The sequence below is a fragment of the Pedobacter sp. 05T44 genome (genome assembly GCF_056395985.1).
Map to the genome: position 1 here is coordinate 43,811 of NZ_JBFTKO010000024.1, position 14,058 is coordinate 57,868.

A 14,058-nucleotide genomic window follows, 5' to 3' on the forward strand; every position below is an offset into this window, starting at 1 on the left:
TTTGTATCTTTGCCGCAAATGCAAGCCGTTCTATCGCTGCGATTATATCGGAGAGGAAAGTCCGGGCAACACAGAGCATCTCGCTTCCTAACGGGAAGAGGTTTGGGGATGAACACCCGAATTATGGAAAGTGCCGCAGAAAGCATACCGCCGATGGCTTTTAAGCACAGGTAAGGTTGAAAACGTGAGGTAAGAGCTCACGATTTTTCCGGGTGATCGGAGAACTGGTAAACCCCGGGAGTTGAAAGACCAAATAGGCTAACGCATGTAGGGCTGCTCGTCCGATGTTAGTGGGTAGGTCGTTAGAGATAAATGGCAACATTTATACTGGATTAATGATAGAAAACCTGAGCAATCAGGTTACAGAACCCGGCTTACAGGCTTGCATTTTGTTTTTTAAATGATATATCAGTTTCATAACTTTAAAAAAACACATTATTAAACTGAAAAATAATATATTAGCACTGGATAATAAGAAGATTTAGCATACCCTATGGCAAAATTGTTAATAATTGATGATGAGAGAGCGATAAGAAGTACTTTACGTGAAATCTTAGAATACGAGAACTATGAAGTTGAGGATATTGACAATGGTGTAGATGGATTAGAGCTCATCAAAAAGAAGAAATACGACCTTGTCCTATGTGATATCAAGATGAATAAAATGGATGGAATGGAGGTGTTGGAACAAGCACTTGCATATAGCCCGGACCTTCCATTCATTATGATTTCAGGACATGGAACGGTCGAAACCGCAATAGAAGCCAGTAAAAAAGGTGCATTTGATTTCATTTCAAAACCACCGGATTTAAACAGGCTACTGATTACAGTTAGAAATGCACTGGACAGAGGTACTTTAGTTACTGAAACCAAAGTATTAAAAAGAAAAGTTAGCAAAACAAGAGATATTCTAGGTAGTTCAGAGAATATAAACAAAATTAAAGAAACTATAGAGCGTGTTGCCCCTACAGAAGCCAGGGTATTAATAACCGGAGCGAATGGTAGTGGTAAAGAATTGGTTGCACGTTGGTTACACGAAAAATCGAATCGTGCCGACAGCCCTCTTATCGAGGTTAACTGCGCAGCTATTCCATCCGAACTGATAGAGAGTGAATTATTTGGCCACGAAAAAGGTTCATTTACCTCTGCTGTAAAACAGCGTATAGGTAAATTTGAACTTGCCAATGGGGGAACGCTGTTTTTAGATGAAATTGGCGACATGAGCCTTTCGGCTCAGGCAAAAGTTTTACGCGCATTACAGGAACACAAAATCACTCGTGTAGGTGGCGAAAAAGAACTTGAAGTGAATGTGCGTGTACTGGCAGCTACCAATAAAAATCTTTTAAAAGAAATCGAAGATGGCAATTTCCGCATGGACTTATACCACCGCCTAAACGTTATAAACATCCATGTTCCACATCTAAGTGAGCGCATCGATGATATCCCGGAGATCGCGCAAAGCTTCCTTGAAGAAATTTGTAAAGAATATGGCATGCCTGTTAAAAAGATCAGCGATAGCGCCATGACAGCATTACAAAGTCTGCCGTGGACAGGTAATGTTAGGGAATTACACAACATGATCGAACGTCTGATTATTTTAAGCGATAAAACCATTACAGATCATGATGTAACTGTATTTGCAAATCCTAGTGGAGGAACGAATATAGGTGCAGCAGGTGGGACTCCCAATGGATCTGCCCATACAGCTCCTTCTCCAGCCTTGGCTTATGATAAATTCAACAACTTTCAGGATTACAAAGACTATGCTGAAAAAGAATTCATCAAGTTTAAATTGGAAAAGAACAACTGGAATGTATCTAAAACTGCCGATGATATAGATATCCAACGCAGTCACTTATATAGTAAGATCGAGAAATTCGGATTAAAAAGATCCGCAGAATAAAAAAAAGCTCCTGATCAGGAGCTTTTTTTTATTCCATATAATCAGCTTGCCTGCTTAGCAAAGCCCTGTACTTATTAAAAATTGCCGTTTTGGATACAAACCCAAGGTAAGCTCCACTTTCATCCAATACAGGTAATAGCCATGCATTTTCCTTTTCCATTTTCCCCAGTACCTTCTTTAGTGAATCCGTAACCAGTACAATATCTGGAGCAGCCTGCATCAGATCATTTACAGAAAGGTTATCTTCATCGGCAACATTCCTCTTCAAAACATCTTCAACAAACACCAAACCCTTAAAGCTCCTGTCTGCACTTACAACCGGAAACAAATTTCTTTTAGAAAGTAGAATTTCAGGCATTCTTACTGAGACCAAATCATCTTCATTTAAAACAAGGTAATCTCGTTCTACAAGATATTTAAGTTTCATCATATTAAGAACGGTAGTGTCTTTGTCTTCATGCGACAACAGTTCCCCTTTCTCTGCCAAAGGCTTGGTATAGATAGAGTATTTATTTGCACTGCGATTGATCAAATAAGAGATTGCGGATGTAATCATCAACGGAACCATTAAAACATAACCACCGGTAATCTCGGCAATCAAAAATATCCCTGTAAGCGGTGCATGCATAATAGCGCTTAATGAAGCCGCCATGCCCGCCACAATGAAATTGGCAACATTCAGGTTTGCTATTCCCAGAGTATTTGCAGAAAATGCAACCACAAAACCAATTAAACCACCAATAACCAAGCTCGGCGCAAAAATACCCCCATTCCCACCGGCACCTAAAGTAATAAGGGTAGCGCAAGATTTAGCAAAAATAGTTATTGCTGTAAAAAGGATAACCAGCCATGGCAAATTACTATATTCTGAAAATATACTGTTGGTCATTACATTGGTATAATTTCCGCCAAGCAAATTTTTAATGGTAATATAACCCTCCCCATATAATGTTGGAAACAGGAAAACCATTATACCTAGCATCAAACCGCCAACAACTACACGTTTATATGGATGATTAATCTTGTAAAAGAAGGACTTAATAACCGAATTTGCTTTGGCAAAATAGATAGAGAAAAGACCAATTAAAACCGCAAGCAATACATAATATACAAGTGCATTCATCTTCCATCCTTCTGTAACCAGAAAGAAAAGCTGTTCGTTAAAAAAGAACCTTGCTACTACCGCAGCAGTGGCCGAAGCAAGCAATAAAGGTATAAAAGCAGGGATTGTAAACTCTGGAAGCAGTATTTCTATGGCAAATACAATACCCGCAATTGGACTATTAAATGCAGCAGATATTCCGGCTGCTGCACCACACGCCAGCAACATTGTGGTTTCACGGTATGATAAACCTAAAAATCTGCCTACAATAGAACCAATACCCCCTCCACTGGTCACAATTGGAGCTTCCAAACCCGTAGAACCCCCAAAACCAACAGTTAATGCTGCTGTAATAATTTGCGAATAGATATTATGAGGTTCTACTTTACTGGATTTTTTCGAAATTGTATACAAAAGAGGTGTTAGCCCGGTTTCAAATTTTCCTTTTCTGATGAACCTTCGCACATACATTACCGAAAGAAGTATCCCTATAAAAGGAAAAAAGAAATACAGATAATACTTGTACTGCCAGTGAAAACCCGTCTGCAGAAAATCTTCTATATGGTGAGTTAAGGTTTTTAGAAGTGCGGCAGCAAGACCGGCCAGAATGCCAACAATCAGTGCAGCAATAACCAGGAAATTACGGTTAGAAATTTTAGTTTTCCGGTAATGGTTAATCGAATCTATATAATTCACCAGCCGTATATACATAATTTACCTTTTAAGCGTCAAATTTATCCAGCAATTTAATTAATGTAGCAAAATCTTTTGGATAGGGTGCGTCGATTACAATATCCTTATCATCAAGGCCTTTAAATACCAAATGGCGGGCATGTAAAGCAAAACGTTTCATGATGGGTTGTTCCTCATCATCCTTTGCAATGCGGTATCCTTTTTTCATGGCCGATAGGTATACCGGTTTACCCTTATACATATGATCTCCAACAATTGCAGCACGCTGGGTAGCTAAATGTATCCGAATCTGATGCATCCTACCAGTTATTGGTTTACACTCTACCAGAGTATAATGTCTGTAGTTTTTAATGGAATTAAAATACGTTTCTGCACGTTTACCTTCCTTACGGTCTATAGTTACACTCTTATTTCCATCATTTAGAATAGGAAGGTCTATGAACAAGTCTTTAAAAGTAAACTGCCCATCAACAACAGCGTGGTATACTTTATTTACCTTACGCTTTTCAAATTGCATGGCTACAGAACGGTAAGCCTCAGGCGTTTTTGCAATAATAATTGCACCCGAAGTTTCTTTATCAAGGCGATGGCAAACCTGTGCATCGGCACTATATTGTTTAGCAAGGCGTAAGATATTTACTTCACCAGAACCGCCGCGCTCATCTAAAGAGGCAACAAAAGGTGGTTTATTTACAACGATATAATCATCGTTTTCGAATAGGATAATGTCTTTAAATGAAGGATATTTCAATTCAGTGTGTTTTTCAGAAGTAACTAGTGCATTCCAGCCTGTAAAGATATCAATGAGCTAATTCGCTACAGGTAGCAAAAAGCCCAATGATCTTCCAGAATGCAAAAGTACTAAGAAAGTTCGAATTTATACCCCACTCCTTTTACAGTAGCAACATAAGTTTCACCTAACTTCTCGCGTAACTTGCGAATGTGTACATCAATTGTACGGTTTGTAACCACTACAGAATCTTCCCAAATATTCTTTAGAATAGATTCTCTGGTATATACCTTACCTGGTTTTGAAGCTAATAAATAAAGTAATTCAAACTCTTTTTTAGCTAAAATGACTTTTTTACCACTCTGAAAAACAAGGTACGCTTCTCTGTCAATTACCAAATCACCTATTTCAACCTTATTATCAGAAACCTCGTCTCCGCTTGCATTTCTTCTTAGAATCGCATTAATACGACTTACTAGTGCACGAGGCTTAATTGGTTTAGCTATATAATCATCTGCACCAACATTAAATCCCGCTATTTCTGAATACTCTTCACTTCGTGCTGTTAAAAACACCATAAAAGTATTTTTAAACTCAGGAATAGCCCTCATTAACCTGCATGCCTCAATACCATCCATCTTTGGCATCATGATATCCAGGATAATTAAATCAGGATGTACCTTCTTTGCAATCGTAATGCCTTCCTGACCATTATTGGCTAAGAATACCTGATATCCCTCTTTCTTTAAGTTATACTCAATTAACTCTAAAATATCTGGTTCGTCATCAACAATAAGTATCTTCTGTTTTACGGTGCTCATAGCTTTAATTATTTGTTACGAAATTAGGTAATCAATTATAATATACCGTTAAACTCATGTTAACAAATTGTTAATACCATCATGTATATTAACATGAATTTAGGGTTAGCGTAAAGTTTTATTTAAAAATGCATCAAGCTCCTCTCCGCGAAGATTCTTTGCAACTATTGTTCCTTTTGGATCTATGATAAATGAGCTTGGAATAGCCTCTATTTGATACAATCTAACTGTAGAACCTTCAAAATCGCTTAATTCGCTGGCATGGTTCCAGGTTAGTTTATCATCAGCAATTGCTTTTTTCCATGCTGCCGGGTCTTTATCTAAAGAAATACCCAATATGGTAAAATTCTTGTCTTTATAAGTATTGTAGGCTTTAACCACATTCGGATTTTCCTGTCTGCATGGCATACACCACGATGCCCAGAAATCAAGCAATACATATTTTCCTTTAAAATCAGACAACTTAACTGGCTTTCCATCGATACCGGTTATGGTAAATTCTGGTGCAGCCTGACCAATTTGAACAGCCTTTAAGCTAGCCATTCTCTTTAAAAATTCAGTTACTGCGGCATTATCATTAAACTTACTTTTGATTTTATCAGAGTAAGCCACCATTTCTTTCTCAAATTCCGAAGGATTTAACAAGTTTATGGCATAAAAACCTGCTAACGATTCCGTATTCTCCTCAGCAAATTTCAACACCGCTTTATTAAGCCCTTCAATTTCAGCAGTATATTGAGGTCTCATTTGCTCCATAATAGCTTCTCTCTTATCTGGCTGGGCCGATACTGCTTCATCAAACTGAGTTTGTATAGCAGCAATTTTAGTCATATACTCATGCTTGGTGGTGTTCAATTCCTGTAACTTATCAGCCTCAGCAGCACCAGATGTAGTATAAGCCAATGATTTGTCGGCCAAATCAGCAGTAATTTTAATTTCATCGCCATTCTTTGCAATAATCATATATTCGTTATTGCCCGCAGAAATCCTAAAGAAATCTGCCCCAGGGGTTGAATGGGTAAATTTAAATTCTCCTTTTTCAGAAAACACAGTTGAATCTAATGGCAAAGCATTGTCTTTTTGCAAACCAAATAAGTAAACTTTGCTTTTTGGAGCAGCGTTTTTAAACTCTCCGTTAATTACAAACTTACTTTTATCCTTACATGCTGCAAAAGCCACACACAACACCAATACATACCCAATACGTTTCATCATAATATTTACTATTTTAATTTCTCTTGTAACAATTCATTTATTTTTTGGGGATMTGCTTTTCCCCTGGCAAGTTTCATTACCTCACCTACAAAAAGCCCAAGCACGCCTTTTTTTCCTTTTTTATAGGCTTGTACCTGTGCTTCGTATTTCGATAGAACCTGATCCACAAAACCAGCCAGTTCATCACTATTTTCTTCAATTAGCAAGCTATGTTCAGTAGCCAGTTTATTTACATCGGCACCCGCATTATTAACGATTAAAGGCAACAGCTGTTGCAATGCAATTTGTTGGGTGATCTTTTTATTATCTACCAGGTTAATTACGTCTGCGAGTTGCACAGGACTAACTTTAAAGCCTGATATTGTGATCTCTTGTTCACTTAACAAAGCTCTGATAGATCCGGTAAGCCAGTTCACCAGGCTCTTTGTATTTTTAATTATAGGCAATGCCGAATTAAAATAGGTAAGCAAGTCAATATCTTCAGCAAGTAATGTAGCTTCAGATGCGTTAACTCCATAATCTTTTACCAGTCTTTTAGAGATCTCCGAGGGTAGTTCAGGCATTGTGGCCTTTATCTGCTCCAGCCACTCATCAGAAATATGTACGGGCGGCAAATCCGGATCCGGAAAATACCTGTAATCATTGGCTTCTTCCTTGCTCCGCATTGGCGATGTTGTACCTTCTTCAGCATCAAAGTTCAATGTGCTCTGTACAATCCTTCCTCCGGTGGCTACAACCTCTTTTTGCCTGTTAAACTCAAAATCCATTGCCCTGCGCACGTTTCTTATGGAGTTTAGGTTTTTTACCTCGCAGCGCGTTCCAAATTCTGTTGCACCAACCTCACGGATAGAGATATTTGCATCACAACGCAAACTTCCTTCTTCCATATTGCCATCACTCACATTTAAATGACGAACCAATTTCCTCATCTCTGTTAACAGCGCAGATGCTTCTTCTGAACTTCTGATATCAGGTTCTGTAACAATCTCTATTAATGGAACCCCTGCCCTGTTTAGATCTACATAAGAGTATTGATCATTCTGATCATGCATACTTTTACCGGCATCCTCTTCCAGGTGTATCCTGTTAATTCCGATGCGTTTTTCTTCACCATTGCTTAGCGTTACATTCAGATAACCATTCTGACAGATGGGCTTGTTATCCTGAGTAATCTGATATCCTTTAGGCAAATCGGCATAGAAATAATTCTTTCTATCAAAAAAATTGAGCTGGTTAATTGTGCAATTTAAGGCCAGGCCCATTCTAACGGCTTTAGCAACCACCTCTTTATTCAATTTAGGCAAAGCGCCTGGTAATGCCAGCGAAACAGCAGAGATATGCTCATTAGGTTTTGCTCCGAAAGAAGCACTATCCGACGAGAATATTTTTGTTTGTGTGTTTAATTGTACGTGGATTTCTAAACCAGATACCAATTCGAATTCTGATGGAGAAACTGCAGTTTTCGTACTCATTTATATGCAATAATTAACTTTATTCAACATGTATTTAAGATACAAACATAACCATTTATGCGTTATTAACACAGATTTGTAGCCAGAATTATACTTATGGCACAAACTTTGGTTTTAATACATCACACACAAATAATAAATCAATTCTATGAAAAAACTATTTTTATTGGCGATGCTTGGATTTGCATCAATAATAGCTGCAACAGCACCTGCAAAGGCGCAAGTAAACATTAGTGTTAACATAGGCTCACAGCCGCAATGGGGACCAAGAGGCTATGATTATGTAGACTACTATTACATGCCCGACATTGAGAGTTATTACTATGTACCAACCAGGCAGTTTATTTACCTAAACGGAAACAGGTGGGTTCATTCTCGTTCACTGCCACATAGATACAGGGGTTACAACTTATACTCTGGAAGAAAATACGTAATTAATTCGCCAAGACCATATCATAACCACAATGCGTATAGGGTTAAATATGGCAGACATGATAACTGGAAAGGGAATAGAAGACATTACACTGAAAGATATCGTGAAGATAGACACTATGATAATGGCAGAAGACAATACAGAGAAAGAGGTAATGACAGAAGACGCGACAACAGGCATTACGAAAACAAAAKGGAAAGAAGAGATCCGGGTATTGAAAGAATAATCAGACCAAGAGGGTAAAAGCTTTTCATCACTCGTTATGCTGAAGAGCACCCGTCATCCTGAATTTATTTCAGGACCTCGCACAAGCAAGGCTTTCTTTCTCTTGAGGGGGGCTGAAATAAATTCAGGATGACGGGCGCGTTCAAACTGATGTGTTTAAACTAATACATTCAAACATTAAAATTACATTCAATTTTATTTACAATTATTTCAAATAAGATATATTTGTCTGAAGATAAACAGCGTTATGAATTGATATCTTATGACTAGTAGAACCCCATCAGAAAAAAAAGCTGCAATTCTAAAATGGCTGAAAAAAGTCGGCGTTTGGGGATTTTTGTTTTTCCTGATAAAAGGCCTGRTCTGGCTGGCCGTAGGGTATTGGGCGCTTAAATAAATAAACGACTTTCAGACAACTCTTGAACGACTTTGAAACGAGTCTGGCCGACCTTTAACATTAAAACGACTTTAAAAAGTCTTTTTAATGTTAACGTATAGACTAAGATGTTATAGACCCCAATTACCATGCTTTTCGCAAAAACCTTAACCAGTTTCCACTCATCAGATTTTCAATATCCAGGTCCGAATATCCTCTGACCTTAAACAAGGCAGGTATCTTTTGAAGATCAGCAATAGTTTCCAAATCATAAGGACACTGTTCCTTCCCAAATGCACCATCAAGATCAGAACCAATTCCAACATGATGCGTATTTCCAGCTAACTGGCAAATATGATCTATGTGATCAATCATCACATCCAGATTGCAATTCATTTGCTTTGGGGTAGACTTACCACGCACCCAGTTAGGCACCATCATCCAGGCATCTAAAGCACCGCCAATAACTGCACCCCGTTCTATTAGCGCCTTGATCTGATCATCACTAAACTGACGGTTATGGTTCACAAGCGCCCTGCAATTGTTATGTGAAGCCCAAACATGGCCGCTAAAATAATCRAGAGCCTCCCAAAAACTATCATCACATAAGTGTGTAGCATCTAAAATAATATTCAACCGCTCCATTTCCTTAAGCAACTCATGACCATTAGGCCCCATAAATCCAGTTGCATCAGTACCCTGAGCATATCTTCCAGGACCATAATGAGCTGGACCAACGGCTCTTAAACCATTTTGATGCGCTTTTTCTAAATGCCCAATGGTTACTATGGAATCAGCACCTTCGAGACTTAAAATATAGCCAATTGGTTTTTGAGCATCCAAGGTATCAGCAGCCCATAAAGCAAGGTGCTTTTCTAAACCTGCCAGATCAGTAATCTGCACCATCTCCCCTGCCTCCTCCATTGCTTTATACCATGCAAGCTGACCTTGGGTTTGCGCCCATGCCTGTGCCGGGGAGTGCCATCCGGGCAACTTATTCCCTGGTGCTACATATCGGGCAATCTGGGTGGCTACAACAAGTCCGATTTTACCTTTTCTAAGTTCGGGTAACGAGACAACTGCTTTTGCCCTATCCGGCTTATCAGTTAATCCCTCCTCCCTCGCATTGATCGAAGAAACAGGCAAAGTCAAATCACGATTCCACTCCAAAGCATTCATGCTTAAATCCAAATGCGCATCAATTGTAAACATAGGTTATATATTAATCTTTCTATTTCTTGAAACAATGGCCCATTCGCCGGTAATTTTATAATCTATAACCGTCGCTGCATGGTCATATAAGGCAACAGTTGGACAAATATGGATTGGCAAACCATACAAAACATCCCCTATTTTAAAACCATGTCCTTTAGTCATTTCCAATACCAAATGCTCTTCGCTCTGACTTATTATTTTGGCATCCGGAGCATTCAAAAATGAAACTCTTTTAGTAAGTTCATTTTCTGCAGCTACAGCTTTATGTCCTAAATCCAGACTTATTTTGGTTTCATCCGGCAAAGAAATTACGCGACTTATAAGAACCGCTGCAATTAAATACTCCTGCTCTTCAAAAGAGTTTTGGTATCCTTTATCCCACAGAATAAATGTACCCGGACTACATTCTACTTCGGGTTGTTCCGCGTAAAAAGGATAAGTAGGCGTACCACCACCTACAATAACCGGCACAGGCAAACCTTTAGCTACAATGCTATCTTTTAAGTTTTTAAGTAAATTCCAGCCAACCTGCCACTTCTCCCTTCTTTGCGATAATGAAACATCATGGATATGACCATCATAACCATGCAAACCTATAGCATTTATTCCGCCGGAAACATTCATTTTCTGGTAAAGTGCCAGCGCCTTTTCGTTGGGTAAAATGCCCGTTCGGTTCATCCCTAAGTTCAGATCCAGAAACAAATTTATTTCCAATCCCGATTCAACAGCAGCTTCCGAAAGTTCATTTAATGATTGCTCATTATCGACCAAACACGAAAATCGTGTTAGCGGAAAAGCTTTTATAAGCGATACGTATCTTTTAACTTTTGGGCCAACAGGCTGATAGGCCAGCAAAACATCCTCAGCACCGCAAAGGGCTAACATCTCTGCCTCTGCAATTGTAGCACATTTAAACTTAGCTATTCCGGCATTTATCATCAACAAGGTAACCTCACTGGATTTATGAGTCTTTACATGAGGTCGCAATCTGCTAACCGAATCAATGCTGGCTTTTAACTGAGTGATGTTATCTGCAATACGATCAGGGTAAAAGACCAATGCCGGTGAATCAAGTTCACTCACATTATCAATCTCAAACCAATACCGGTTTGTTAGTTTTTTAGGGTTATTCATGAAGTTCGAATAAAGCTTCAATCTCTACAGGGATGTTGTCAGGCAACGACCCAAAACCTACCGCACTTCTGGTGCCAATGCCATTTTCTTCTCCCCAAACCTGGGCAAAAAGTTCGCTGCAACCGTTAATTACAAAGGGATGCCTTTCGAAATCTGGCGTGCAATTTACCATCCCTAAAACTTTGATTACTCTTTTTACACGGTTTAAGCTGCCTAAATTTGTTTTTATGGTTGATAACATGGTTAACCCTACTTGTCTTGCAGCAAGTTTACCTTCTTCTTTATCAAATTCAACACCCACACGTCCGATTATCAAACTTTTATCATCTCTAACAGGCCCATGTCCTGATAAATAAAGATACTTTCCATCAATCAAAAAAGGTTTATAAACACCCAAAGGTGTTGGCGCCGGAGGCAATGTTAATCCTAATTTTTCAAACTGTTCATCTGCATTAAAAGTTCCCATATCTATATTTAAATAATTTGATTTAATAAAAGTACGCCTACCAATCCAACAACACCTACTATTGATTCCATTACGGCCCACGATTTAAAGGTATCCTTCATACTTAAGTTAAAGTACTCTTTAAACATCCAGAATCCGGAATCGTTTACGTGCGAAAACATTAAACTGCCTGCACCAACTGCCAAAACCATTAAGTTAGGATCTGTATTAGACGATACCATCAAAGGTAAAATAATCCCCGCAGTTGTCAAGCCTGCTACTGTTGCAGAACCCACACAAAAACGAATAATTGCGGCAATTAACCAGCCTAAAAATAAAGGCTGCATATCCATATCTTTTAAAAGGACTGCTATTTGTCCGCTTACCCCACTATCTACCAAAACTTGCTTTAATGCGCCAGATCCACCGATAATTAACAATATCATGGCAACATCTTTAATCGCTTCGCCATAGATATTCATGATATCCCCCATTTTCTTGCCCTGAAAAATACCTAGCGAAAATGTTGCAACAAACAATGCAATAAGCATGGCAATTGTCGGACTTCCCGCAAAAGCAAAGAAATTGGACACAGCTGGATTCTGATTTTCTGAAAATGTGAATACTGTAGCGCCTATTAAAAGTAAAACAGGCAGTAAGGCCGTAAAAAAGCTATTAAATGTGCCCGGCAATTCTTCTTCAGGCATATCGGCAGGAACAAAAGATGCCAATGGTTTTGATGGAATAGCTTTAAGCGTTCTCGAAAACAATGGTCCACCTATAATAATGGCAGGCACAGCTACAATTAATCCGTACAACAACGTTAAACCCATATTGGCCTTAAACTGAATAACAAGTGCAGAAGGCGAAGGATGCGGTGGTAAAAATCCGTGAGTAACAGATAAAGCAGCAAGCATAGGCAAACCGATGTAAATAACAGGCAACTTATACTTGTAAACAATAGAAAAAATCAACGGAACCATTAACACAAAACCTATCCCGTAAAACAATGGAATACCGATTAGGAACCCCGTAGTAACTACTCCCCATTGTATATATTTCTCTCCGCAAAAATTCATCATAGAGGATGCAATTCTTTGCGCTGCGCCACTTTGGGCCACAAGTTTACCCAACATAGCCCCCACAGTAATGATTACTACCAAAGAGCCTAAAACATCTCCAATTCCCTTTTCTACGGAGGCTGTAACTTTATTAAGTGGAATGCCCAGTAAAATACCGGCAAGTATAGATACAATTAGAAATGCAACAAATGCATTGACCTTAAATGCTGAAACTAAAACAATCAGAAATAGGATACACAATAGGACGATTAGGATGGTCATACTTTCTTATTTTATTTGGAAAACACAAAATAGAAAAAAAAGCGAGTTGCTAAAAGTATTTCTATATTAGTATTACAATAAAGATGAAAAGAAACCTAACCAAATCACTTCTGGCACTAGCTTTAATTTTAAGCTCAGCTGCCTCATTTGCTCAATCAAAGAGCTTGTTTAATGGCAAAGACCTAACCGGATGGCATGCAGATGTTCCTGAAATGGATAAAGATTCAAACGCCCGGATGCCTTTTATCATTCGTAACGGTTTATTGGTAAGTTTGGGAACTCCAGGAGGTCACCTGATTACCGATGCTACTTATAAAAATTACCGTTTGGAAGTACAATATCGTTTTGCCGCCAAACCAGGCAATTGTGGTGTACTTGTACATGCTTCTACACCGAGGGCACTTTACGATATGTTCCCAAAATCAATAGAAGTACAAATGCAGCATACTATGGCCGGTGATTTTTGGTGTATCCAGGAAGACATTACTGTTCCTGATATGGAAACAAGACGTGGTCCCAAAGAAAACTGGGGCGTTAATGGCGATAAGCTTAGAAGAATAAAAAGATTGGTTCAGGATGTTGAGAAACCTGTAGGCGAATGGAATAAAATGGTTATCGAATGTTTGGGTGATCAGGTGAAAGTATGGGTTAACGACGTTTTTGTAAACCATGGAACCAATTGCACGGTAAGTAGCGGCAATATTGCATTGCAGGCAGAGGGCTCTGAAGTGGAGTTTAGAAAAGTGGTATTGGAACCGATTAAGAAATTAACGGTAAAATAGCCATTCTACTCTAAGACTGGAATCTTTTGCCCGCTTCGCTAAATGGGCAAAATTTCCTAGGCCTTTTCGCAGAAAGTCGATTTTAAGTAAAGCGAGTGAACTAAGTTATCGTTCTAAAATAGCCACCTCGTCATCTCGACAATAGGAGAGATCTCTCCTATTGTCGAGA

The 14,058-nt window shown here is 38.8% G+C and carries 12 protein-coding genes and 1 other RNA gene; 4 read left to right on the plus strand and 9 right to left on the minus strand.

Going from position 1 to position 14,058, the window contains the following annotated elements; translation table 11 throughout:
• Positions 1-17: 17 nt before the first annotated feature.
• Positions 18-393, plus strand: an RNA gene (gene rnpB, locus AC1DDK_RS24060) — RNase P RNA component class A.
• A gap of 100 nt (positions 394-493) precedes the next feature.
• Positions 494-1,903, plus strand: coding sequence for a sigma-54-dependent transcriptional regulator (locus AC1DDK_RS24065; protein WP_337717964.1), 1,410 nt, complete (start codon positions 494-496; stop codon positions 1,901-1,903).
• A 28-nt stretch (positions 1,904-1,931) separates the two neighbouring features.
• Here the strand turns inward: AC1DDK_RS24065 and AC1DDK_RS24070 are convergent, their stop codons facing one another.
• From AC1DDK_RS24070 to gatB, 5 genes are all read right to left on the minus strand, one after another.
• On the minus strand, positions 1,932-3,716 hold the full coding sequence (locus AC1DDK_RS24070; RefSeq protein WP_288884403.1) for a chloride channel protein: 1,785 nt from the start codon (positions 3,714-3,716) through the stop codon (positions 1,932-1,934).
• Between the two features lie 10 nt (positions 3,717-3,726).
• A complete protein-coding gene (locus AC1DDK_RS24075; RefSeq protein ID WP_048906106.1) occupies positions 3,727-4,449 on the minus strand; it encodes an RluA family pseudouridine synthase in 723 nt (240 codons plus the stop codon).
• Between the two features lie 110 nt (positions 4,450-4,559).
• Positions 4,560-5,249 (minus strand): response regulator transcription factor, encoded by a 690-nt coding sequence (locus AC1DDK_RS24080; protein WP_048906107.1) that lies wholly within the window; start codon positions 5,247-5,249, stop codon positions 4,560-4,562.
• A gap of 105 nt (positions 5,250-5,354) precedes the next feature.
• A complete protein-coding gene (locus tag AC1DDK_RS24085; protein ID WP_172660408.1) occupies positions 5,355-6,464 on the minus strand; it encodes a TlpA disulfide reductase family protein in 1,110 nt (369 codons plus the stop codon).
• An 8-nt stretch (positions 6,465-6,472) separates the two neighbouring features.
• On the minus strand, positions 6,473-7,936 hold the full coding sequence (gatB, locus tag AC1DDK_RS24090; RefSeq protein WP_477634116.1) for an Asp-tRNA(Asn)/Glu-tRNA(Gln) amidotransferase subunit GatB: 1,464 nt from the start codon (positions 7,934-7,936) through the stop codon (positions 6,473-6,475).
• Between the two features lie 148 nt (positions 7,937-8,084).
• Here gatB and AC1DDK_RS24095 point away from each other — a divergent pair, with 148 nt between their 5' ends.
• Positions 8,085-8,612 carry a hypothetical protein gene (locus tag AC1DDK_RS24095; RefSeq protein ID WP_477634117.1) on the plus strand — a complete coding sequence of 176 codons (528 nt, stop codon included), beginning with the start codon at positions 8,085-8,087 and terminating at the stop codon, positions 8,610-8,612.
• Between the two features lie 502 nt (positions 8,613-9,114).
• Here the strand turns inward: AC1DDK_RS24095 and AC1DDK_RS24100 are convergent.
• Genes AC1DDK_RS24100 through AC1DDK_RS24115 form a run of 4 tightly spaced genes read right to left on the minus strand, consistent with a single transcriptional unit; the run spans position 9,115 to position 13,107 of the window.
• The gene (locus AC1DDK_RS24100) at positions 9,115-10,182 is read right to left on the minus strand and encodes a dipeptidase (protein WP_337717970.1); all 1,068 of its coding nucleotides are present in this window, start codon (positions 10,180-10,182) and stop codon (positions 9,115-9,117) included.
• A gap of 3 nt (positions 10,183-10,185) precedes the next feature.
• Positions 10,186-11,319, minus strand: a complete 1,134-nt coding sequence (locus AC1DDK_RS24105; protein WP_337717972.1) for a D-TA family PLP-dependent enzyme — start codon at positions 11,317-11,319, stop codon at positions 10,186-10,188.
• Positions 11,312-11,785: a RidA family protein gene (locus tag AC1DDK_RS24110; protein WP_048906113.1), complete on the minus strand. Its 474-nt coding sequence runs from the start codon at positions 11,783-11,785 to the stop codon at positions 11,312-11,314. The genes AC1DDK_RS24105 and AC1DDK_RS24110 overlap by 8 nt, the downstream gene beginning before the upstream one ends.
• Before the next feature lie 8 nt (positions 11,786-11,793).
• Positions 11,794-13,107, minus strand: a complete 1,314-nt coding sequence (locus AC1DDK_RS24115) for a gluconate:H+ symporter (protein WP_172660425.1) — start codon at positions 13,105-13,107, stop codon at positions 11,794-11,796.
• 83 nt (positions 13,108-13,190) lie between these two features.
• Here AC1DDK_RS24115 and AC1DDK_RS24120 point away from each other — a divergent pair, with 83 nt between their 5' ends.
• Complete coding sequence (locus AC1DDK_RS24120) at positions 13,191-13,889, plus strand: 3-keto-disaccharide hydrolase (RefSeq protein WP_172660426.1); 699 nt, start codon at positions 13,191-13,193, stop codon at positions 13,887-13,889.
• Positions 13,890-14,058: the final 169 nt, after the last annotated feature.